Annotated in this window: 25 protein-coding genes and 1 other annotated feature; all 25 genes read right to left on the minus strand. The window is 28.9% G+C overall.

Going from position 1 to position 23514, the window contains the following annotated elements; genetic code table 11:
* Nucleotides 1-2 precede the first annotated feature (2 nt).
* The gene (locus HMPREF0391_RS07910) at nucleotides 3-710 is read right to left on the minus strand and encodes a segregation and condensation protein A (protein ID WP_002836512.1); all 708 of its coding nucleotides are present in this window, start codon (nucleotides 708-710) and stop codon (nucleotides 3-5) included.
* Entirely contained in the window at nucleotides 707-1315 is a 609-nt protein-coding gene (locus tag HMPREF0391_RS07915; protein WP_002836514.1) for a site-2 protease family protein, read from the minus strand. The genes HMPREF0391_RS07910 and HMPREF0391_RS07915 overlap by 4 nt, the downstream gene beginning before the upstream one ends.
* Entirely contained in the window at nucleotides 1309-1845 is a 537-nt protein-coding gene (locus HMPREF0391_RS07920; RefSeq protein ID WP_002836516.1) for an NUDIX hydrolase, read from the minus strand. Before HMPREF0391_RS07920 ends, HMPREF0391_RS07915 begins: the two co-directional genes overlap by 7 nt.
* Before the next feature lie 2 nt (nucleotides 1846-1847).
* The gene (recN, locus tag HMPREF0391_RS07925) at nucleotides 1848-3545 is read right to left on the minus strand and encodes a DNA repair protein RecN (protein WP_002836518.1); all 1698 of its coding nucleotides are present in this window, start codon (nucleotides 3543-3545) and stop codon (nucleotides 1848-1850) included.
* 4 nt (nucleotides 3546-3549) lie between these two features.
* Complete coding sequence (locus HMPREF0391_RS07930; RefSeq protein ID WP_002836519.1) at nucleotides 3550-4002, minus strand: arginine repressor; 453 nt, start codon at nucleotides 4000-4002, stop codon at nucleotides 3550-3552.
* 4 nt (nucleotides 4003-4006) lie between these two features.
* On the minus strand, nucleotides 4007-4765 hold the full coding sequence (locus HMPREF0391_RS07935) for a TlyA family RNA methyltransferase (protein ID WP_035109525.1): 759 nt from the start codon (nucleotides 4763-4765) through the stop codon (nucleotides 4007-4009).
* Nucleotide 4766: 1 nt separating this feature from the next.
* Nucleotides 4767-5576, minus strand: a complete 810-nt coding sequence (locus tag HMPREF0391_RS07940; RefSeq protein WP_035109528.1) for a polyprenyl synthetase family protein — start codon at nucleotides 5574-5576, stop codon at nucleotides 4767-4769.
* Nucleotides 5569-5805: an exodeoxyribonuclease VII small subunit gene (gene xseB, locus HMPREF0391_RS07945; protein WP_002836523.1), complete on the minus strand. Its 237-nt coding sequence runs from the start codon at nucleotides 5803-5805 to the stop codon at nucleotides 5569-5571. The genes HMPREF0391_RS07940 and xseB overlap by 8 nt, the downstream gene beginning before the upstream one ends.
* On the minus strand, nucleotides 5798-7132 hold the full coding sequence (xseA, locus tag HMPREF0391_RS07950) for an exodeoxyribonuclease VII large subunit (RefSeq protein WP_002836524.1): 1335 nt from the start codon (nucleotides 7130-7132) through the stop codon (nucleotides 5798-5800). Before xseA ends, xseB begins: the two co-directional genes overlap by 8 nt.
* Nucleotides 7119-7532 carry a transcription antitermination factor NusB gene (gene nusB, locus HMPREF0391_RS07955; RefSeq protein ID WP_002836525.1) on the minus strand — a complete coding sequence of 138 codons (414 nt, stop codon included), beginning with the start codon at nucleotides 7530-7532 and terminating at the stop codon, nucleotides 7119-7121. The genes xseA and nusB overlap by 14 nt, the downstream gene beginning before the upstream one ends.
* A 40-nt stretch (nucleotides 7533-7572) precedes the next feature.
* Nucleotides 7573-7905 (minus strand): Asp23/Gls24 family envelope stress response protein, encoded by a 333-nt coding sequence (locus HMPREF0391_RS07960; RefSeq protein WP_002836527.1) that lies wholly within the window; start codon nucleotides 7903-7905, stop codon nucleotides 7573-7575.
* Nucleotides 7906-7955: 50 nt separating this feature from the next.
* Nucleotides 7956-9092, minus strand: coding sequence for a signal recognition particle-docking protein FtsY (ftsY, locus tag HMPREF0391_RS07965; protein WP_002836528.1), 1137 nt, complete (start codon nucleotides 9090-9092; stop codon nucleotides 7956-7958).
* Nucleotides 9086-12589 carry a chromosome segregation protein SMC gene (gene smc / locus HMPREF0391_RS07970; RefSeq protein ID WP_002836530.1) on the minus strand — a complete coding sequence of 1168 codons (3504 nt, stop codon included), beginning with the start codon at nucleotides 12587-12589 and terminating at the stop codon, nucleotides 9086-9088. The genes ftsY and smc overlap by 7 nt, the downstream gene beginning before the upstream one ends.
* A 2-nt stretch (nucleotides 12590-12591) precedes the next feature.
* Nucleotides 12592-13656, minus strand: a complete 1065-nt coding sequence (locus tag HMPREF0391_RS07975) for an elongator complex protein 3 (RefSeq protein WP_002836532.1) — start codon at nucleotides 13654-13656, stop codon at nucleotides 12592-12594.
* A complete protein-coding gene (gene rnc, locus HMPREF0391_RS07980; RefSeq protein ID WP_002836533.1) occupies nucleotides 13649-14365 on the minus strand; it encodes a ribonuclease III in 717 nt (238 codons plus the stop codon). The genes HMPREF0391_RS07975 and rnc overlap by 8 nt, the downstream gene beginning before the upstream one ends.
* Before the next feature lie 2 nt (nucleotides 14366-14367).
* Nucleotides 14368-14604 carry an acyl carrier protein gene (locus HMPREF0391_RS07985; protein WP_002836535.1) on the minus strand — a complete coding sequence of 79 codons (237 nt, stop codon included), beginning with the start codon at nucleotides 14602-14604 and terminating at the stop codon, nucleotides 14368-14370.
* Complete coding sequence (plsX, locus tag HMPREF0391_RS07990; RefSeq protein WP_002836536.1) at nucleotides 14597-15568, minus strand: phosphate acyltransferase PlsX; 972 nt, start codon at nucleotides 15566-15568, stop codon at nucleotides 14597-14599. Before plsX ends, HMPREF0391_RS07985 begins: the two co-directional genes overlap by 8 nt.
* A gap of 95 nt (nucleotides 15569-15663) precedes the next feature.
* A complete protein-coding gene (gene rpmF / locus HMPREF0391_RS07995; RefSeq protein WP_002836538.1) occupies nucleotides 15664-15852 on the minus strand; it encodes a 50S ribosomal protein L32 in 189 nt (62 codons plus the stop codon).
* Nucleotides 15853-15946: 94 nt separating this feature from the next.
* Nucleotides 15947-17128, minus strand: coding sequence for an acetate/propionate family kinase (locus HMPREF0391_RS08000; protein WP_002836539.1), 1182 nt, complete (start codon nucleotides 17126-17128; stop codon nucleotides 15947-15949).
* Between the two features lie 9 nt (nucleotides 17129-17137).
* Entirely contained in the window at nucleotides 17138-17734 is a 597-nt protein-coding gene (gene plsY, locus HMPREF0391_RS08005) for a glycerol-3-phosphate 1-O-acyltransferase PlsY (RefSeq protein ID WP_002836540.1), read from the minus strand.
* Nucleotides 17734-19050: a ribosome biogenesis GTPase Der gene (der, locus tag HMPREF0391_RS08010; RefSeq protein WP_002836541.1), complete on the minus strand. Its 1317-nt coding sequence runs from the start codon at nucleotides 19048-19050 to the stop codon at nucleotides 17734-17736. Before der ends, plsY begins: the two co-directional genes overlap by 1 nt.
* 111 nt (nucleotides 19051-19161) lie before the next feature.
* Entirely contained in the window at nucleotides 19162-20400 is a 1239-nt protein-coding gene (gene glyA / locus HMPREF0391_RS08015) for a serine hydroxymethyltransferase (RefSeq protein WP_002836542.1), read from the minus strand.
* Entirely contained in the window at nucleotides 20393-20821 is a 429-nt protein-coding gene (locus tag HMPREF0391_RS08020) for a SoxR reducing system RseC family protein (RefSeq protein WP_002836543.1), read from the minus strand. The genes glyA and HMPREF0391_RS08020 overlap by 8 nt, the downstream gene beginning before the upstream one ends.
* A gap of 4 nt (nucleotides 20822-20825) precedes the next feature.
* Complete coding sequence (locus tag HMPREF0391_RS08025) at nucleotides 20826-21518, minus strand: tRNA threonylcarbamoyladenosine dehydratase (protein WP_002836544.1); 693 nt, start codon at nucleotides 21516-21518, stop codon at nucleotides 20826-20828.
* 1 nt (nucleotide 21519) lies between these two features.
* A complete protein-coding gene (gene aspS / locus HMPREF0391_RS08030) occupies nucleotides 21520-23286 on the minus strand; it encodes an aspartate--tRNA ligase (protein WP_002836545.1) in 1767 nt (588 codons plus the stop codon).
* Nucleotides 23287-23323: 37 nt separating this feature from the next.
* Nucleotides 23324-23503 (minus strand) — a binding site (T-box leader).
* Nucleotides 23504-23514 lie beyond the last annotated feature (11 nt).

Consider the following 23514-nt stretch of genomic DNA (forward strand, 5'->3'; position numbering starts at 1 on the left):
AATTACCTCATTAATATTTCCATATTATCCTCATTTTTTACAACTTTTAATATGTTTGATTTTAATAATTCTAGTAAAGCTAGAAAAACAGATATAACTTCATTTCTATTGCTCTTTTTTGATAAAAAAGATGAAAAACTATATGTTCTATTTTTTTCTACCTTCCACAATATATCTTCAATACAATCTTCAATCTTATATTCTTCTGCTTCAATAATTTCTGTTTCTTCAATTACAATTCTATTATCTTCTCTATTTAATATTTCTAACAAAGTTTCAGATAATAAATTAACATCTGGAACAATCAAATTTTCTTTTTCGGATTGGTAAGCCGACAAATCCTCTTGAATTTTCCTAAAATGCTTCGAAGAGATGTTCTCTAATTCAATCAATTGTTTAGAAATTTCTTTAAATTTTTTATATTCTATTAATCGTTGTTTAATCAAATCTTCATCTATTTGATCATCTTCATCAAAATCATTTTTTGGCAATAATTTTTTTGATTTTATATATAACAAAGTAGAAGCTAAGTAAATGAAATCAGTCAAATCTTTAGTAGAGTGATTTTTCAAATTCTCAACTTCTTCAATGAATTTATTTGTAATTTTCGCTAAATCAACATTTTCTATATCAATTTTTTCTTTTTCAACCAAGTTTAATAAAAGATCCATTGGACCGTTGAATTCTTCAGTTTCAATAATTAAACTCATAGTGTAATTGCTAACCTTAAAAATTTATCTATTATAAATGATGTTATAGGTGTTAAAACTTTACCTAATACACCTGAAAATATTAATATAAGCAATATAAAATAAGTGTATTTTTCATATTTTGCCATAAAATCTAAAAATTTTCCTGGAAAAAATGCAGTTACAACCTTGGAACCATCTAAAGGTGGAACAGGAATTAAGTTAAATACAGCGAAATATACGTTATACACAATAAATAGACTCAAAATTTCTGAAACTACAGGATTTACATGAGAAAATTTAACATATAAAAACGAAAATATTAGTCCTAAAATTAAATTTACTGTAACTCCAGCAATTGAAACCAAGAACATTCCTAAATGTCTTTTTCTAAAATTGTATGAATTAATTGGAACCGGCTTTGCCCAACCAAACTTAAATAAAATCAAACTAATTGCACCTAATGGATCAATATGATCAATAGGATTGAAGCTTAATCTTCCCATATTCTTTGCCGTATTATCGCCCATCCAATATGCAACATAACCGTGAGCGAGTTCATGAAGAACAATTGTTGGTAGCAATACAAATATAATTATAATGTAATGATTTATCGTTTCTAACATTTATTCACATTCCTTAAAAAATATAGAATTCCCATAATTGTTTTACCATCTATAATAGCTCCGTCTTCTATCATTTGGATTAATTTTTCCTGTTCTATAAGTTCTATATTTAAAAATTCATCGTCATCAGCTTCTAGTTCGTCTTTGAATAATTCTTCAGCCAAAAAGAAACTTACTTTTTCATCACTAAAACCTGGAGAAGAATAAGCGTCGAACAGATAAGTTAAATTCTTGCAATTATAACCTATTTCTTCTCTCATTTCTCTTATCGCCGCGTCTTTTGGTGTTTCATTGTGTTCAATTAACCCTGCTGGTAATTCCATTAATTGTTGGTCTATAGCTTTTCTATATTGACTAACAAAAAATAATTTATTATCTTTTACCGCGATTATACACACAGCATTTGCGTGTTCTACAATTTCTCTTTTAGAGTATTTCCTATTAGGAAGTTCAACAGTATCTAATCTAAGGTTTAAAATTCTTCCCTCATATATCATTTCACTCTTTATAGTTTTTTCTTCATAATCCATAATTATCTCCTATCATTTTTTAATTCATTTGCTTGATTGATCATTAATTTTGCTTGTTCAATTGTAGTTTCTGTTATGTTTATTCCACCGATCAATCTCGAAATTTCATTTACCTTTTCTTCAGGAGTTAATACTTTTAAAATTGATTTTGTTTCGTTATTACAATCAATCTTTTCAATTAAAATGTGATTATCGCTCAATGAAGCTATTTGAGGTAAATGACTTATTGAAATCACTTGCTTATCTTTTGATAAATCAATAAGTTTTTCACCTACTACCAATGCCGTCCTACCGCTGATTCCAGTATCAATTTCGTCAAAAATAAGAGTATTGATATCTTCAAAATCTGATATAACTGACTTAAATCCGAGCATAATTCGTGAAATTTCTCCACCAGATGCAATAGATGCCATTGGTTTTAATTCTTGCCCTAAATTTGTTTTAATTAGAAAATCCAATGAATCATAACCTTTTTCATTGAAATCAGAAATTTTTTCAAATTCGACCTGAAAATCAGCGTGTTTCATATTCAAATCTTTTAGATTTTGAACAATCAATTTTTCTAATTTAGAAACAATTTCTTTTCTAATTTTATGAAGTCTATCTGATAATTCAAGCCCTTTCTTCTTTTCTAAATCAATTAATTCCTTGAATTTTCTTTTATTTTCTGTAATTTCATTCAGTTCTTTAAGTCTACGTTCCAAATTTTGTCTAAATGAAATTATATCATCAATAGATTTACCGTATTTTCTCTTTAAATTTGTAATTATTGCTATCTTATTTTCTAAATCATTTAATTTGAACTCATCTTGATAGATGCTTGATGAATATGAACTAATCCTTAAGAACAAGTCGTCCATCTCGTAATAAATCTTATCCAAATCTTGCTTAAAAGAATTCACTTCATTATCAAACTCACAGATTGAGTCCATTTTGCTTAAAACAATATTAAACATAGTGTTGATATCTTGTTCATTGTAGTTTTCATCTGAATACATGTTTAATATTTCACCGATATTATTTTTAATCAAATTAACATTAGATAGTTTATTATACTCATTTTCAAGTTCTTCTTCATCTAAGTTCTCAAGATCTATTTGTGATATTTCTTCAATTTGATAATTTATTATATCGAGTTGTCTATCCTTTTCTTCATTCGAAATATTAAAACTCTTATACGCTTTTTTGTATTCTGCAATATGATTAAGAATTTCTCTTAACTCAGTTTTGATTTTAAAAGTTTCTTCCTTATCAAATGAATCAATTAAATCTAAATAAAAATCCTTATTCAATAGTGATTGAGTTCCATTTTGTCCATGAATGTCAACAAATTTACTCATTAATTCATTTAGTGTGCTAAGCGTGATTGATCTATTGTTTAATTTATTTATGCTTTTTAAATTAGTATCTACAATTCTTGAAATTATTATTACTCCATCTTCAACATCGTATCCCATGTCTTCTAAAAATTTAATTTTAGAATTATCAGTTATTGTAAATGTCGCTTCAACAATAGTTTTTTTTGAAGAATCTCTAATAAAACTTTTGTTAAATCTTTGTCCTAGAAGAAGTTCAAAAGCTTCTATCAAAATTGATTTTCCTGAACCAGTTTCACCAGTTATGATATTAAGTCCATCTGTAAAATCGACATTGATTTTATCAATTATCGCAAAATTTTCTATATAAAGAGAATTTAACATTTTATTACCTGATGATTGATTTGATTTCTGAAACTAATTTTTCCAATCCAGACTTATCTTCAACAGTTATATAAATAGTGTCGTTACCTGTTAGAATTCCTGCTATATTATCTAATTTAGCGTTTGTAATTGCCATACCACATACTGTTGCAGTGTGAGATATTGTTTTGATAATTACCATATCTTCATTATGCTTGATAGTCAACACTGCAGATCTGAAAATCTTATCTAATCTTTCGTTTAATGAATCATGTACAGTGTCAATTATTGCATAATGATATTCGCCTTCTCTAGTTTGGACTTTTGATATTCTTAATTCTTTTATATCTCTAGAAATAGTAGCTTGTGTAGCTCTAACTCCATGAGCTTCTAAATAATCAGAAAGTTCTTCCTGAGTTCTTATTTCATTTTCTTCTATTAAGTCTAGAATTAATCTTTGTCTTGTATATTTTTTCATATTTCTACCTCAATTTATTAAATGCTGTCTCCACAACATCTTTGAATTTTATATTTTTATTATCTAAAGTTGTAATATGGATTAAATACTCTATATTTCCACTCTTACCTTTTATTGGACTATGTGTCATCTCAGAAATATACAATCCTTCATCATTTAGATAATTATTAATATCATTTATTATAGATAAATGTTCCTTTTTATTATTAATTATATGATTTTTTGATTTTAATTCAAACTGTGGCTTTATCAAAAATATCATTTCGCCATTATTTTTTAGCATTTTAGCGGCATTTGGAATAATCATTTTCAATGATATAAAAGATACATCGCATACTATCAAATCAAATTTCGGATACTCATCTACATTAATATTTCGAAAATTTGTATTTTCGAATAATTTAACCCTGCTATCATGTCTAAGTTCGTCAACCATTTGATTATCGCCAACATCAATAGCATAAACTTCCTTTGCATTGTTTTTTAATAAAACCTGAGTAAATCCACCAGTAGATGAGCCTATATCTAAGCACAAATCATGCTTACCTATATTAAATACCTCAAAAGCTTTTAAAAGCTTCAGAGCTCCCCTTCCAACATATTCAGTGTGTTCTTTTACTTCAACTTCATCAGAATTTATCTCAAGTGATGGTTTCTTTACTAAGTTGCCCTTATAATAAACCAATTCATTCTCAATCAGAGATTTTGCTTTTGTTCTAGAAGATGCGAAGTTGTTTTCACACAAATATAAGTCGATTCTCATATCAATATTTCCTGCCCAACAATTTATTTGTAAGTTCAATTAAAGGTTGTGAATTGTCTATATCTTTAATGCATTCTATAGCTCTTTGAGAATACTTATTTGCATCATCAATGCCTTTTTCTTTTCCCAAAATAGTGACATATGTGTTTTTGTTAATTTTTAAATCATTCTCATAATCCATAATGTCATCAATTATTTGAAACGCCATTCCTAGATTAAAAGCATAATCTTCTAGTTTTAATAATGTATTATCGCCAACCCTACTTAAAATTCCAGCAGATACAGTAGATGCTTTAAGTAAATTACATGTTTTTTTATCATAAATTTCAATAATATTTTTTTCAGAAATCTCACTGTCAATATCCAAAAGTTGACCTTTTATCATGCCAAAACAACCTGATTTCTTTACGATATAATTTGCACACTTTGCGTCAAATTCATTTTTAATTGACTCAGATAGTACTTCAAAAGAATAATTTAAAAGTGCATCCCCTACTAAAACCGCTATATCTTCTCCATATTTTTTATGCACTGTTAACTTTCCTCTTCTATATTCGTCATTATCCATACATTCTAAATCATCATGCACCAATGAATAATTGTGAATCAATTCTATAGCAAGAGCGTAATTTAAAGATTCAGTTATTGATTCATTAAACATTTGATAAGTTAACAAAAACAAAAGTGGCCTTAATCTTTTTGCACTATCGTCAACAATTGTGTATCGCATAGCTTCGCCAATTTTATCATCTGAAAATTTTAATTCTTTTAATGAAGTATTTATTAAATTTATAATTTCCTGGCTATTCATTATCATCACTTAAAAGCATGTTTATTTGAAAATCTTCTTCTTTGTTATCTTTGATCAAAGTCATTTTGCCTTCTTGTTCTTTCAAAATAGAACTTAATCTCTTGTGAAGCTTCATACCTTCTTCGTATAATTTTATATTTTCTTCAAGACTTAGCTCTCTGTCTTCCAACTTTTCAACGATGTCACTTAGTCTTTTTAATCCTTCGTCATATTCTCTATATTCATTCATTGAATTTCTCCTTGTTTTGAACGGTTGTATCAAGTTTACCATCTTTCATAATTAAGATAATATTTTCATTTTCCATAACATCATCAACAGAAGAAATACTCTTATTATTCTTTAATACTTTTGCATATCCCTTCTCTAAAATTGTGCTTGGATTCAAATGCAATAGGTTATTTTTATATGAATCTAAAATCAATTCTTTGTAATTAATATTTGAGATCAAATTCTTAATCATTGTTATTCGAATTTTATTTAGTTTTTCTATTTCTAAAGATAATAACTTATCTGGTTTCAATAAACTTAATTTGTGATAAATATTTAATTCTTCATTGTATTTATCTTGTAAATTCTTCCTATAAGCTTTTTTTAAGTTATCCTTCAAAAATTGAAGATTATCCATATGTTCTTTAATAATATTTTTTGGACCTAAAAATTCCAATTGCTTAGCATAATACTCTAATTCTTGATTTTCATCTTCAAATCTTCTTATCAAAATTCTATTAATTTTAGCGTAACTTTCTTGTAAAAAGTACTTTAGTTCATCAAAATCAGCAGTGGCAAGCTCAGCGGCAGCTGTTGGAGTAGACGCTCTTAAATCTGCTACAAAATCAGAAAGCATGAAGTCATTTTCATGACCAACTGCACTAATTATAGGAGTTTTTGCATTGTAAATAGTTTTTAAAAGATTTTCATCATTATATGAATTTAGATCCTCAAAACTTCCGCCGCCTCTTCCTACTATAATAGTATCAAGATTTTGCTCATCCATATATTTAATACCTTTGATAATAGATTCTGCAGATTGTTCACCTTGAACAACACAATGATATATTAAAATATCACAAATAGGATATCTTCTCTTGATTGTTCTGCATATATCGTTCACGGCAGCTCCCGTAGAAGAAGTAATTACCCCTATAGATTTAGGATATTTGGTTATAGATTTTTTTGTTGATTCTGAAAAATAACCCTCTTGTTCAAGCTTTTCTTTTAACTCTAAATACTTTTGAAAAAGATCTCCAGTCCCTGATTTTTTACATTCTTTTACAAGAAGTTGATAAGTGCTTGATCCTTGATATGTTGTTATGCTTCCTCTTAGTTGAACTTTGTCTCCATCTTTTAAGTTAATAGTTTTTGCCAGAGACATTGTTTTGAAAATCATGCAAGAAATCAAAGCTTTTTCATCTTTTAATCTAAAATACACATGTCCTGAAATATTTTTATTAAAATTTGAAATCTCACCTTCAACCCACACGTTTGATAGAATTGGATCCTTCTTCAAAGTGTTTTGAATATAATCAGAGATCTCTTTAACGCTATAAACTTGCATTTTCTTTTCTCTTTAATACAGAGCCTAATATGCCGTTGATAAAACTGTATGATTTTTCTGTAGAATATTCTTTCGCTAATTCAACGGCTTCATTAATAGCAACACTATCTGGAGTGCTTTCCACGTATAGAATTTCGCAAACACCAACTTGTAAAATCGATAAATCTAGTTTGTTAATTCTGTCCAAGTTCCATTGTTTTGTGTTATTTTCTATGATATTTACTATGTCATCAATATGTTCAATAAAATTTAATACTATTTCTTTGAAAAATTCGATATCATTTTTATTAATATTCTGATATTTGCAAAATTCTTCAATTCTTTGTTTATCATAATCTCCGTTCATATTCATTTCATAGATTAATTGCATTGCGCTTTTTCTAGATTGTCTTCTTGACATATTTCCTCCAAGAAAATAACCCTCTGATAAGAGGGTTACTTTAAATACTTATTTTCTCACAAACAACATCTACATTTATGACAACTAACCCAGTCATCATGCCGATATTTTCTTTTATTTTCTTTTGCACCTTATAGCATACATCCTTGATGTTATAATCAGAATCTACTTCAATATGGGCTCTTACATTTACAGCGTTGTCAAGAATTTCAATGATTACTGATTTTTGAGCTCCTTTTTGTATATTTACTTTTTCTGATTGTGGTGTCATAATAGCTTTTACACCTTCAACTTCCATGCAAGCTTCTGCTGCAATAAGGGAAATTATGTCATTAGAGATCTTTACAGATCCATTATTAAATTTATTATCCATGTTATTCCTCCACACACAAATTTTATCAAAAAATGAAAAAAAATTCAATTTTAATTTATTATTGCTTCTATAAATTTTTCTGGTTCAAATTTAACCAAATCATTAACTTGTTCGCCAATTCCTATGAATTTTACTGGAATTCCCAATTCCATTTCTAGTGGAAATATCATTCCACCTTTAGCCGTACCATCTAGTTTTGTAATTATAGCTCCCGTCAAGTCAGTTGCATTCATAAATTCTTTTGCTTGAATAATTGCGTTTTGTCCAGTAGTACCATCTACAATGAGTAAAATTTCTTTTTTAGCTTCTGGATATTCTTTTTCAATAACTCTTTTAATTTTATTCAACTCATTCATTAAATTCTTTTTATTATGAAGCCTTCCTGCTGTATCACAAATTAATATGTCTGCGTTCCTACTTTTCATAGCACTAACTCCATCAAAAACAACACTTGCTGGATCAGATCCTTCCTTATGACTTATAATATCAACTTTAGCTCTGTTTGCCCATTCAGTTAGCTGCTCTATAGCTGCCGCTCTAAAAGTATCGGCTGCAACCATCAAAACTTTTTTGCCATCTTTTTTGAATTTCATGGCTAATTTACCAATTGTAGTAGTTTTTCCAACACCGTTTACACCAACTACTAAAATAATAGTTTTATCATCTACATTTAAATTATTGTCAATTTTATCGTTAATTATATTTTCTTTTAAAATATCAGCCAAAACATTTTTAATTTTACTTGGATCTTGAATGTTATTAAGCTTTACTTTATCTCTCAATTGACCCACAATTTTTAATGTGGTTTCAACTCCTATGTCTGCGGAAATCAAAGTTTCTTCAATTTCTTCGAACAATTCTTCATCTACAGTTCTATAATTAGCTAAAACTTGATCAATCTTATTAGAAATATTGTCACGAGTTTTAAGTAATGAATTCTTTAATTTTTCAAAAAACCCTTCTTTATTTTCTTCTTTATCTTCGTTAATTTCTTCAGATTCTACTGGATATTTTTTGCTATCAGTTACAGAATCTACATTCTTGTCTTCAACGACTTCTTCGCTTTTTTCTATATTTTCATTGGAATGACTAGTTTCTAATTCTTCTTGTTGTAAATCTTCTTCTGTGTTTTTTGTTTCTTCGTCGTCTTTTTTAGACTTAAACTTATCAAAAAACTTATTTAGCATATCTCTCTCCTATCTACATCTAATTTAATCATTTTAGATATTCCATCTTTTTCCATACTTATTCCATATAATATGTTAGCTATTTCCATTGTACTTTTTCTATGTGTAATAATAATGAATTGAGTTTTTTCTTTAAATTTAATTAAATATTCCTTGTATCTCTTAATATTTATTTCATCTAAAGCAGCATCTATTTCGTCTAATATACAAAAAGAAGAAGGTCTTGTCTCAAAAATCGCAAAAAGCAACGCTACCGCTGTCAATGATCTTTCACCACCGGACAATAAGTTTAGACTCTGAAGTTTCTTCCCAGGTGGTTGAGCAGTTATTTCAATTCCAGAACTTAGAACATCATCTTCTGTCAATTTAAGACTTGCGTATCCGCCATTAAAAAGTTGTTTAAAAATTGCAACAAATTTTGTGTTTATTTCTTCAAATTTTTTGGTGAATACTTCTTTCATTTCTCTATTAAGCTTATTAATAGCGCTCATAATATCTTCCCTGGATTCAATCAAATCATTTTTATTTTTAGTCATAAAATCAAATTCTTTTTTAACTGATTCATATTCTTGAATGCTATCTACAGAGAAAGAACCAATATTTCTTAAATCATTGGTAATTTTATTGATTTCTTTTTGACTAATTTTAATATCAGGATTAGATTCTATTGTATCTATATTAATATCATAAAGCTCATTGATATCTATTTTGATATTATTTAACTTCTCTGTTGTATTTAAAGCCTTATCAATTAATGAGTTATTGCTAATTTCTGTTTTTTGAACACTAGCATTTGAATCATAAATTGATTGCTCAATCTTAGATAACTCTGATTTAAATTCATTCATATTGGACTTCATATCTAAAATTTCATTATTTAGCCCAGAAATAATATCATCATAATCAATAGTTTTAGATGTTATATCATTTTTATGGTTTTTGTACTTAGCAATATTTTTATGAATCTCATCAATTTTAACTGAATTAACTTTAAAGTTATCTTCCAAATATTCTTTCCTAATTTTTGCGTCATTTAACTGATTATTAAATATATTTAAATCCCTTTGTACAGAAGAGTATTCGGATTTTAAACTAATCATATTCATTTTGTCCAAATTATATTGTTCTTGTAATTTGTCAATTTCAACACTTAATTCTTTTAAAACACTTTCTAATTCGACAATTTGATTTTTTAAATCAGTTTCTTGTAAATCATTGGCTTCACTTAGTGTCGTACTTGAATTCAACTTATTATCAAAATCACTAATATTAGATTTCAAATATTTAATCTCAAACTGCTTGTCCTTGATGTTGCTATTACAAGAATCCCTTTCAGTTCTTAATCTAATAAGCTTATCTTCTATAATTCCTAAATCGGATTTATTTTTATTAATAGTATCGAAGTTTTCTTCGTATATTTTTTTCAAACTGTTATATTCATTAACACAGTTTTTATATATACTTTCAACAGAATTTAAGCTGTTTTTCGTCGATAGTATTGAGTAATTAGAAGGTTTTTTATATCCACCTACCATTGAACCCCAACTATTAATGATATCCCCATCTAACGTAACTATCCTAAAGCTTTTATATTTCTTACTTACTAAAATCGCATCGTCCATGTTTTGAGTGACAAGGGTTTTCTGTGCAAAATAATCTACAATATCCCTAAATTTTTCATCAGATTTTATAAATTCATTTAAATGACCAAGTACTAATTCATCCTTTACATAATCAAAATTTCGTGGTTTTATTTTATTTAATGGCAAAAAAGTAAGTCTTCCAATCTTGTTTGACTTTAAAAAACTAATTAATTCCTTACCATCATTTTCATTTCTAATAATAATATTTTGAAATGCTGATGACATTATTGCATCTACAGATTTCTCATACTGTTTCTCTACACTGATTAAATCTCCAAGTGTCCCTATTACTTTGTCTTGTAAACTAGGATTTAACTTCTTAAAAAAGTTTTGAACTGTAAAGTTGTATCCTTCGTGATTATCTATTGTATTTTTCAAAAACATATATTTGTTTTTGTTAGTTATCGATTCTTCCTTTAAGTTAGATAATTTGTCTCTTAGATCAAGTAAAGATTTTTCTTTATCATTTATAATTCTAGAAAATTCTGCTTTTTCTTTATTTAAATTATCCAAACTTTTGTCATAATCCTTTATCATTACTTCGAAATTTCGTAATTCTTCTACTAATTGATTTAATTTGAATTCAGATTCTTCTTTTTGCTTTTTTACCTCTGATATTTCCTTCAATCTTTCTTGTTCAATCGCATCACGTGAAGATTTTTCTATAATATGTTGTGTATAAATTGACTGTAATTTATTTAATTCTTCAGACTTTTTATCGCCTAATTGTTTTTTTATATTAAGCTCATCTTCAGAATCATCAATATTCAATTTTTCTAAATTTGAATTTATTTCTTCAAGCTTTTTCTCTGAATTTTTTATTGTATTCTGTAAATGATCAATTTTTGATATTAGATTTTTAATTTCTGATGAATAATTCTCGTTCTCTTTTATTAGTCTCTCTAATTCTGTGTTGCTATTTTTAAGTCTTTCATCATTCAATTGAATATCTGATTCATTTTTTATTTTTTGACTCTTAATATCAGCTAATTTAGAGATTTTTAATTCGGTATCTATATCTATTTTATTAATGTTTTTTAATAAATCATTTCTTTTATTTTCGAAATCTACAAGTTTTGATTTAACGTCAATCAAGCTTTTATCATTATTTTCTTTTTTCTCAATTACATCTCTTAGTGTAATAGAAAGTTTTTCGATATCCAATAAAGCTTTTTGGATTTCCATTTCCTTTAGTTTTTCTTCCAGAACAATTCCTTGTTTAGCCTTTTTACTTTCTTTTTCTAAATATTTTAATCTATCAACTTGAGAAATCAATATATCTTCAATTCTTAGTAAATTCTCATTAGTTTGTTCAAGCTTTTTAACACTTTGCTCTTTAATGTACTTTTGTTTGGAAATTCCAGATGCTTCTTCGAATAATTCCCTTCTATCTTCGCTTTTTGATGACAGAATTTCGTCGATTTTACCTTGACCTATTACAGAATAACCTTCTTTTCCAATTCCTGTATTTAAAAATAATTCCTTTACATCTTTTAGGCGAACTTGATTTTTATTGATGTAATATTCACTTTCACCAGTACGGAAAACTCTTCTCGTTACTGTAATTTCTTGATAATCAATGTCTTTCCATAGGTCATTTTCAAAAGTTATGCAAACTTGTGCAAAGTTAACAGGTTTTTCTTTCTGAGTTCCAGCAAAAATAACATCTTGCATTTTATTTCCACGGAGATTTTTGGCTGACTGTTCACCTAAAACCCATAAAATAGCATCTGAGATATTTGACTTCCCGCTACCATTTGGCCCAACAATTGCTGTTATGGGATTATCAAAATTCAATTTTATTTTATCTTTAAAAGACTTAAAACCTTGTATTTCAACTGATTTTAATCCCACAACTACACCTCTTTTTCGATGTTTTTAAAAATATTTTCTAAATTAATATCAATTTTATTGATATCATCTAACACTACGAAGTTTTTATCTGAATTAGAATATTTTATGGTTTTTAATCGATACTTTTCTTTAAAGTATTTTTTGTTTTCCCCATTATAGCCGACAAAATTATTCAAAATATTTGATTTGGCATGTATTTCAAGTGTTTCAAGATTTTCATTTTTCAAGATATAATCTATAACTTTTCTGTACAAATTATCTTCTACAAGTTGTCTGTAATTTGGATGAATTGCACCCGCAACTACATCTTCGCCTTGTTTTATATTTTCTGTATTTAGGAGACCTAATCTAATAACTGGTATATTAGCATTTATAAATTTCAAATATATTTTGGTACAATTTTCGACCGAATCTTGCAGATTTTCCGGACTATATTTATTTAATTTGGTATAAGTCTCTAGCATAGTATTTTTTATAACCAAAGTTGGATATATCCTGACAAAATCAGGTTGTAACTTGATTAATTCATCTGCAGTATATAAGTCCATCTCTGGCGTTGATTTGTATAAGCCTGTCATCATTTGAAGCCCTAAACTAAATCCCATAGATTTTATTAACTCAGAAGATGTTCTAACGCACTGACTATCGTGACATCTTAAATTTGCATCTAATACACTATCTACCATTGATTGAACACCTAATTCTATAGTTTCTACGTTAAATTCCTTAAGAATATTTAAAATGTGTTCATCAATATAATCAGGTCTTGTAGAAAGTCTAATAGATCTAACTTTATCGTCTTCAATGAATTCATTTGCTATTTTTAAATAGTCTATCATAGCAGTTTCTTCAATTCCTGTAAATGATCCACCATAAAAAGCTATCTGAATATCTTCTTGACTTTTATTAGGAAAATTTGCAAGTTGATTTCTAATTTCATTTCTTATTTCATCTTTTTTAACGACTTCAATATAATTTGTGATTTTGCGTTGATTACAGAAAATACAATCATTTGGACAACCTAAATGAGGAATAAACAATGATACAATGTAATTTTTCTTACTCATTTATTACCCTTAATTTAATCAAGGCGTTTCTAGCAGCATCTTGTTCTGCGTGTTTTTTTGAAGAACCAAATCCAGATCCTATAACTAAGTTACCTTCGTAAACATCTACATAGAATTTCTTGTCGTGATCTGGACCTTCTTCTTTAACAATCTTGTACTTCAATTTATCTCTTGAATTTTTTTGATTATTTTCCTGTAACATAGTCTTATAGTCAATAAAACTAGACTTTGTTTCTATTTCAGCTATGAATAGACTTTTAAACTTATTTTCTACAATTTTAAAAGCCGATTCATAACCAGAATCCAAATATATTGCACCAAAAACTGCTTCGAAAGTGTCAGCAAGTACACTAGGTTTTTCACTGCCACCTGAAATAAATTCACCATGACCCATCATTAAATATTTACCTAATTCTAAATACTTGGCCATATTTGAGAAAGATTTTTCACATACCATTTGACTTCTAATCTTTGTCATAGCACCTTCTTTTAACGAAGATTTACTATTATACAAGAAATCACTAACAATTAGATCCAAGACTGAATCTCCTAAAAATTCTAATCTTTCGTTTGAAATATCTTTATATGATTTATTTTCATTTCCGTATGAGCTATGAAAAAAAGCCAGGTTTAACAGATTAATATCTGTAAACCTGTAATCTAATTTTTCTTCTAGTTCATGTAGTTTTTCAATTCTAGCTTTGTCCACAACTATTTCCCTTGTGCCCTTTCAATTTCATCAACTACATCTTCTACATTTTTTAACTCTGATAACTTTTCGTCATCAAGTTCAATATCAAATTCTTCTTCTACATCCATTACAATTTCCAATAGTCGTACTGAATCTGCTTTAAGATCTTCTACAAATCTTGTTTTTTCATCTATATCGTCTCTATTAAATTCATTTTTCAAGCCTTCAACAACTTTTTCATAAATTTCTTTATTCATTCGCTAACTCCTTTTTTAATTTATCAGTAACATCTTCTTCAACGAATTTTATAAGTGTTAAAATCCCAGACATAATAGCGTCCCTATTAGATGACCCATGAGCTTTAAACACTGGCTTCTTCGTGCCTAAAAATGGTGCAGATCCAACACTGTTATAATCAATACCTGTACTCATTGATTTAATCATAGGAATAATAGATTGTTGAGATTTTTCATCAAGCTTAGATAATTTTGACTTAGCTAAAGTTTTAATAAACTCAACAGAACCTTCTATTGTTTTTAGAAGAATATTTCCTGAAAAACCATCAGTTACCACAACATCAAAATCACCTTTCAAAACATCTCTTGCTTCAACATTACCTTTAAAATACGGATATTTTGATAAATTTTTGTATGTTTCTAATCTTAATGAATCTCCCTTATGTTCTTCAACTCCAATATTTAATAGACCTACTTTGCAATCCTCTTTTCCTAAAATATTTTTAGAATAAACATATCCCATTTTCGCAAATTGTTCTAATAACTCAGAAGTGACATCAACATTAGCTCCAACATCTAATACTACCACATCACCCTTTAAGCTAGGTACTGTAACCATTAAACAAGGTCTAGATACATTATCAAGCCTTTTTGTTATAAGTGTAGCTCCTGTCAATAAAGCGCCAGTAGAGCCTGTCGATAAGAACCCATCGTAATCTTCGTTTAATAAATCAAAACATTTTCTCATACTAGAATCTTTTTTCGATCTTATAGCTTTCGTAGGTGATTCATTATTTTCAATGGTTTCTGTAGCATTTACAAAATCTATTTTGTCTTCAAATCTTTTATTTACAATATTTCTATTTTCTTCTTCATTTCCTACTATCGTCAAGTTAAAATCTTTTCTTTCAAGAGCCATTATAGCTCCTTCTATTAATTCTGATGCTCCTTTATCGGAACCCAAAGTATCTAATAAAATTTTCATACTTCACCTCTAGTATATTCTATCACAATATTGTATGTTATAACATCAAACAAATAAAAAAGCCGCTTAATATTAATTAAACGGCTCTCTTTTCATTAGTTTTGTTCTGAATTATCTACAACTTGTTTTCCATCGTAATACCCACATTCTTTACATACTCTGTGAGGTAATTTTGGAGATCCACAATTAGGACATGTAGTTATAGTAACTCTTGGTAATTTATACGAAGAAGCTCTTCTTTTATCTCTTCTAGTTTTAGAAGTTTTTCTCTTTGGTACTGCCATGCTACACCTCCTTAAGGACTTCAGTCCTTAAAATTTATACAAACAACGTAGTTAATTATAATATAATAATGTTAAGTTGTCAATAAAAATATTATTATTTTGCTAAGTCTAAAGTGTCTCTAGCAATCATTAATTCTTCATTAGTTGGAACAACATAAACTTTAACTTTTGAATCATCAGCTGAGATTAAAGCTTCTTCACGAGTGTTGTTCTTTTCAAGGTCTAATTTAACGCCTAGTTCTTCAAAAGTATCCAAGATATCTTTTCTCATTGAAGAAGAATTTTCTCCAATACCACCAGCGAAGCAAATTGCATCAACATGACCTAATTCAGCCATATATCCACCGATATATCTCTTAACTCTTTCAATAAACATATCAAGTGCTAATTGAGCTCTGTCATTTCCTTTTTTAGCTTCTTCTTCAAGATCTCTAAAGTCAGAGCTAATTCCAGAAACTCCTAATACACCTGATTTTTTATTTAAGATTTGGTTCATTTCATCAGCTGAATATCCTTTTTCATTCATTAAGAATGTCATTACAGTTGGATCCAAATCTCCACTTCTAGTTCCCATTAAAAGTCCTTCCAATGGTGTAAGTCCCATTGATGTATCATAGCATTTTCCGTCTTTAACAGCTGCTATAGATGAACCATTACCTAAGTGAACTGTAATAATATTGATGTCTTCTTTGTCTAATAATTGTTGAGTTCTTAAAGTAATATATCTATGGCTTGTTCCGTGGAAGCCAAATTTTCTTAATCTGTAATCTTCATAGTATTCGTAAGGAATAGCATACATAAATGTTTTAGCTGGCATTGTTTGGTGGAAAGCAGTATCGAATACAGCGATATTTTTCTTTCCTGGAGCTAATTTTTCACATGCTTCAATTCCCATTAAGTTAGCTGGGTTGTGAAGCGGACCAAATTTGATAAATTCTCTGATCTTGTCTTTTACTTTATCGTCAATAATGCAAGATTCTGTTAATTTATCTCCACCGTGTAGCACTCTGTGACCAATAGCAGATACTTCGTCTAAACTCTTGATAACACCATATTTTTCATCTAATAAAGCATCGAAAACATGGTTAATAGCTTCAGTGTGATCTTTCATTGGTTCTTCGACTACTAATTTTTCTCCATTAACTTTATGAGTTAACTTAGAACCTTCAATTCCAATTCTTTCTACTAATCCTTTACATAATACACTTTCATCAGTCATATCAAATAATTGATATTTTAATGAAGAACTACCACAATTGATTACTAATACTTTCATTTTTTCCTCCTAATTTTTACCTAATTTACTTTCTTTTCCATGAATCAATCTATTTATATTGGATCTATGCTTGAATAATGATATTATTCCTAGCAAAATATAAATTAAACCAATGTAAAAGTCTTTTCTAATGTAAATTAATCCATAAATAACAGCTGAAACACATCCTATTATGCTTCCCAATGAAACATATTTAGTTATAAGTACAACTATTAAAAACAATATTAATAAAAACAAAACTTGTAAAGGTTGGGCAAACAATAAAACACCGAAAGATGTCGCAATGCCCTTGCCACCTTTAAAATTATAAATAACTGGTAATATATGTCCTATTACACATAAAAGCCCACATATTAGTATACCTAAACTACCGAAAAATTTAAAGCCCAAATATGCACACAAAAATCCTTTTAAGAAATCAATCAAAAAAGTTGCCAAACCAAGCTTCACTCCATAAACTCTTAAAGCATTGGTTGCGCCTGCATTTTTGCTACCATAATTTCTTATATCCTGTTTATAAATCAGCTTAGAAAGCACAATAGAACCACTTATATTACCTATGAAATAACATACTATTCCAAGGACTATTAAATATAAATAATTCACTATTTTCCCCTAGTCTTAAATTCAAATTGCAAAGGAACACCTTCAAAGCTAAAGTTTTCTCTTAGCTGATTTTCGATATATCTTTGATATGAAAAATGCATCAAATCATTTCTATTTATGAACACCAAAAATTTCGGTGGTCTGGCTTCTATCTGAGTAATATAAAAGATTTTTAAACGAACACCTTTATCTGATGGTGGTGGATTTAATAAAACAGCTTTTGATATTACATCATTCAAAACACCTGTGCTAATTCTCATAGAATAATTATTATCTACTTTTTCGATTTCAGTAAACAACGTATCTATTCTTTTGTTTTCTTTTACACTTATGAACACAATAGGAACATACATAACAAATCCCAATTTAGTACGTATATCTTTTTTGAAATCATTCATAGTGTTAGTTTGTTTTTCAACAAGATCCCATTTATTCACAAGAATTATCATAGCTTTACCTTGATCATGAGCATATCCTAAGATTTTCGTATCCTGTTCGCTAACACCTTCAGTGGCATCTATCATTAGAACGCAAATATCAGACCTATCAATTGCTGATAAAGTTCTAACAACAGAATATCTCTCAACTTCTGTGTCAATCTTTCTTCTTTTTCTTAGACCTGCTGTATCTATGAATATATACTCATTTCCCTTGTAATTAATCTTGGAATCTATGGCATCTCTTGTCGTTCCTGCAATATCTGTAACTATCATTCTTTCTTCGTTTAATAAGTTATTAATCAAAGAACTTTTACCAACATTTGGCTTTCCTATTAGACATACTTTGGTAATATCATCATCAGATTCTGTATTTGAATTATCATCAAATTTTGAAACAACAGCCTCTAATAAATCTCCAAGCCCCATAGAATTTGAAGCACTTATTGGAAATATTTCATAAAATCCTAGATTATAAAAATCATATACATTGTCCTGTTGTTTGATGTGATCGATTTTATTTACAACTAAAATTACGCTTTTTTTAGTTCTTCTAAGCATATCGGCAACTTCCATATCAATTGGAGTGATGCCTTGTTTACCGTCAACCATAAACAAAATAACATCTGCAGTTTCAATAGCAAGTTCTGTTTGTTTTTTAATATTTTTAGTAATGATTTCATTACTTTTTGGTTCCAAACCACCCGTATCTACAACTGTAAAATATTTATTTTGCCACTCAGCTTCCATATACAATCTGTCTCTTGTAACACCTGGATCATCTTGAGTGATGGCGATTCTTTTCTTAATTAATTTATTGAATAATGTAGATTTTCCTACATTAGCTCTTCCTACAATAGCAACAACTGGTTTTGCCATGTTATCACCTCATTTCTCTATAAATGATACCATAAAATGCGTCAAATATACAATATTTCATCAAAAAAATAAAGCTAATACTAAACTATAGTCTAGTATTAGCTTAAAAATTTATCTATTGATTGGGAATTGTTTCATCAATTCTACAACATCTTTTTTGATTTCTTCAGCAGGTCTACGTTTCTTTAATGCGTCTAACATAAATTCTGCTACTTTTGCAGCTTCTGCTTCTTTTAATCCTCTAGTTGTAATAGCTGGTGTACCAATTCTGATACCACTAGTTACAAATGGTGTTTCAGGATCATTTGGAATAGTGTTCTTATTAGTTGTAATATTTACTTCGCTCAATAATGCTTCAGCTTCTTTACCAGTCATATCAAAGCTTCTGCAGTCGATTAATAGTAAGTGGTTATCTGTACCACCAGAAACTAATCTTACATCGTTATCTAAGAATACTTTTTCCATTGCTTTTGCATTCTTCAAAATTTGATGAGTGTATTCTTTAAATTCTGGTTGTAAATCTTCTTTGAAGCAAACTGCTTTTGCTGCGATAATGTGTTCTAATGGGCCACCTTGGAATCCTGGGAACACTGATTTATCTAGTAATTTTTTATGTTCTTCCTTACAAAGGATTGCCCCACCTCTTGGTCCTCTTAATGTTTTGTGTGTAGTTGTAGTTACAAAATCTGCATAAGGAACTGGACTTGGATGATCTCCAGTAGCTACTAACCCAGCAATGTGAGCCATATCTACCATTAAATAAGCGCCAACTTCATCTGCAATTTCTCTAAATTTTTTGAAATCTATAACTCTTGGATATGCAGAAGCACCAGCAACGATTAATTTTGGTTTGTGTTTTAAAGCTAATTCACGAACGTTTTCATAATCGATAGTTTCAGTTTCAGGATCTACACCGTAATCTACGAAATTATAGAATTTACCAGACATATTTACTGGTGATCCGTGAGTTAAGTGTCCACCTTCTGTTAATCTCATACCTAATACTGTATCTCCAGGTTTTAAAACTGCAACATAAACAGCAATATTAGCATTTGCTCCACAGTGAGGTTGAACGTTAGCATGATCTGCATTAAATAATTCTTTTAATCTATCTATAGCTAATTGTTCGATTTTATCAACATGTTCACAACCGCCGTAATATCTTTTACCAGGATATCCTTCAGCATACTTGTTAGTTAATTCAGTACCCATAGTTTCAAGTACTGCTTTTGAAACAAAGTTTTCAGAAGCTATCAATTCGATATGTTCTTCTTGTCTTTTGATTTCATCATTTAGATGTCCAAATACCTCTGGGTCAAAATTCTCTAAATTTTGTCTACAATTATTCATACAAACCTCCAATTATTTTCGTGATATGAACTAAGTCCTTATCAACAAATTTTTTATCTATAAATTTTACAATTATATAGCCAATTGATAATCCTACTAGCCCTATACCAAAAGATGCTAATTCGAAATTTCCTATTTTATTTTCCAAAATAGAATAGGAAGATATAAGAGCAATTAGGAAAAATGTTAAAGGCACTAAATACAACAATGCAGTATATTTAAGCATAGAAGAATCATCACCTGAAATTTGGACTCTATCTCCTACCTTTGCACTTATATAGTTTGCACATTCTATAACTTGTGTTTGATGTTCACAACCTGAACATTTGCTACAACCTTCACCACCACAAGCTCCTTTTCTAGTAATTAGAACAGATGCTTTAGTAGATTCAGTTTTTATAACCATTCCTTCTTTTGCCAAAAAATTACCTCAATTCTTTAATAACATACGATGCAATCATAAGCCCGACACATGAAGGTACAAAGCTTATACTTGCCGGAGCATTTCTTCCATTTGAAGATAGAACTTCTCCTGACCTTTGTTCATCAGACCAAATGCATGTAAGTTTGTCAACGTTTCTTCTTTTTAACTCTTTTCTCATTACTTTAGCCATTGGACAAGTGTGGGTCTTTTTAATATCCGTAATTCTAAAAAGAAAAGGATTTAGTTTCGATCCCGCACCCATAGAACTTATCAACTTAATATCGTTTTTATAACAATACTCAGCCAAATCTAGCTTCGCTGATATTAAATCAATAGCGTCTATAACATAATTATAATCTTTAAGATTAAATAAATCAACAGTAGAATTATCAAACTTTTCCCTAAATTTAATAACTTTGCAATTCGGATTAATTCTGTGAATTCTTTTTTCAAATTCATCTACCTTATAATTTCCAACAGTATCTTCCAAAGCTATAATTTGGCGATTGATGTTTGTTATATCGATAGTATCATAATCTACTATTGCTAATGTTCCTACTCCACATCTAGCCAAAGCTTCTATTACAAAACCTCCAACTCCACCGCAGCCAATAACAGCTACTTTGGAGTTGATGATATTTTCTAGGTCATTTTCACCTATTAGAAGTTTTGTTCTTTCAAATCTTTTATCCATACTAATCTAATTTGATGTGAATTTCTTTAAGTTGTTTCTCGTCAACATTTGATGGAGCACCAGTTAATAAATCTGTAGCAGATTGTGTTTTAGGGAATGCTATAACATCTTTGATATTATCAGTTCCAACTAATAACATCATAAGTCGATCCATACCATACGCTAATCCACCATGTGGAGGTGTTCCATAGTTAAAAGCTTCTACAAAGAAACCAAATTTGTTTTCAATCATTTCTTCAGTTAATTCTAATGCTTCGAACATTTTCTTTTGTAAATCAGAATTGTTAATTCTTATAGAACCTCCACCGATTTCGTCTCCATTACATACAATATCGTAAGCTTTAGCTCTTACTTTTTCCTTGTCAGTTAACAAATATTGAATGTCTTCTTCTTTTGGCATTGTAAATGGGTGATGCATTGCTACAAATCTGTTTTCTTCTTCGTCGAATTCAAATAATGGGAAATCAACTATCCAAACAAATTCGAATGTATCATTGTCAACCAAATTCATATCTCTTGCAATTTTGTTTCTTAATGCACTTAATCCATTAAATACAACATCATTTTTGTCTGCTAGTATAAATATTAAAGCATTTTCGTCTTCTTTTGTAGATTCAATTATCGAATTCATTTCTTCATCAGATAAGAATTTTTTAATTGAAGATTGAATTTCTCCATCGTGAACTCTTATCCAACTTAAACCTTTAGCACCGTATTCTTTTACAAATTTTTCTAATTTGTCGATTTTTTTACGTGAGTATTCACTTTCATAATTCCCAATATTGATACATCTAACGCTTTTGTTTTTATCATTACAACTTGAGAATACTTTGAATTCTGAATCTTTTACTAATTCAGTGATATTTTTCAATTCAAATCCAAATCTCAAATCTGGCTTATCGCATCCATATCTTTCCATAGCTTCTGCGTAAGTCATTCTCTTAATAGGAGTTGGAATATCAATTCCTCTAATTTCTTTGAAAAGTTTTTTAATCAAGCCTTCATTCAATGTCATTACATCTTCTTGATCAACAAAACTCATTTCCATATCCACTTGAGTGAACTCCGGTTGTCTATTTGCTCTCAAATCTTCATCTCTGAAACATTTAACGATTTGGTAGTATCTGTCCATTCCACTAATCATAAGAAGTTGCTTCATTAACTGTGGTGATTGTGGCAGTGCGTAGAAACTGTGTTCATTTACTCTACTTGCAACCAAATAATCTCTAGCTCCTTCTGGAGTTGGCTTTCCTAAAAACGGAGTTTCAATTTCATAAAATCCATTTTCATCTAAATAATCACGAATTAATTTATTAGTTTTGGCTCTTAATTTTAAATTATTTTGTAATTTAGGTTTTCTTAAATCCAAATATCTGTACTTTAACCTAACAGCTTCTTGAGCATTATCATCATCTTTAATGTAAATTGGAGGAACATTCGCTGTATCCAAAACAATTAGTTCATTAGCTATAACTTCAATTTCTCCAGTAGGAATGTTGTTGTTTTTTGATTCTCTTTCTCTAACATCACCTTTTACACATAAAACATACTCGCTTTTAACATCTTTTGCTTTATCGAAAATTTCTTTATTATTGTCTTTTATAGCTATTTGAGTTATTCCTGTATTATCTCTCAAATCTATAAAGATAAGCGATCCTAAATTTCTTTCTTTTTGAACCCATCCCATAAGAATGACTTCTTTGTTTACATCACTTAATCTCAACTCCCCACACATGTGAGTACGTCTAAGATTTCCCATACTATTCATAAAAAACCTCCTAAAATATAAAAAACCCGTCCTTATGATAAGGGACGAGTTAAATCGCGGTACCACCCTAATTAGGTAAACCTCACTTTAATTTATAACGCTATTAAGCGGAAAATTCGACTCAAAAATGTCTGCAATTACTATGAATAATAAGTCACACCAACCCTTATCTCTCTGAAAATCAATCATAATGCGCTCTTTTTATCTTTGTCTTTATAACAAAATTAT

It is taken from the genome of Finegoldia magna ATCC 53516 (assembly GCF_000159695.1).
GTDB classification, from domain to species: domain Bacteria; phylum Bacillota; class Clostridia; order Tissierellales; family Peptoniphilaceae; genus Finegoldia; species Finegoldia magna_F.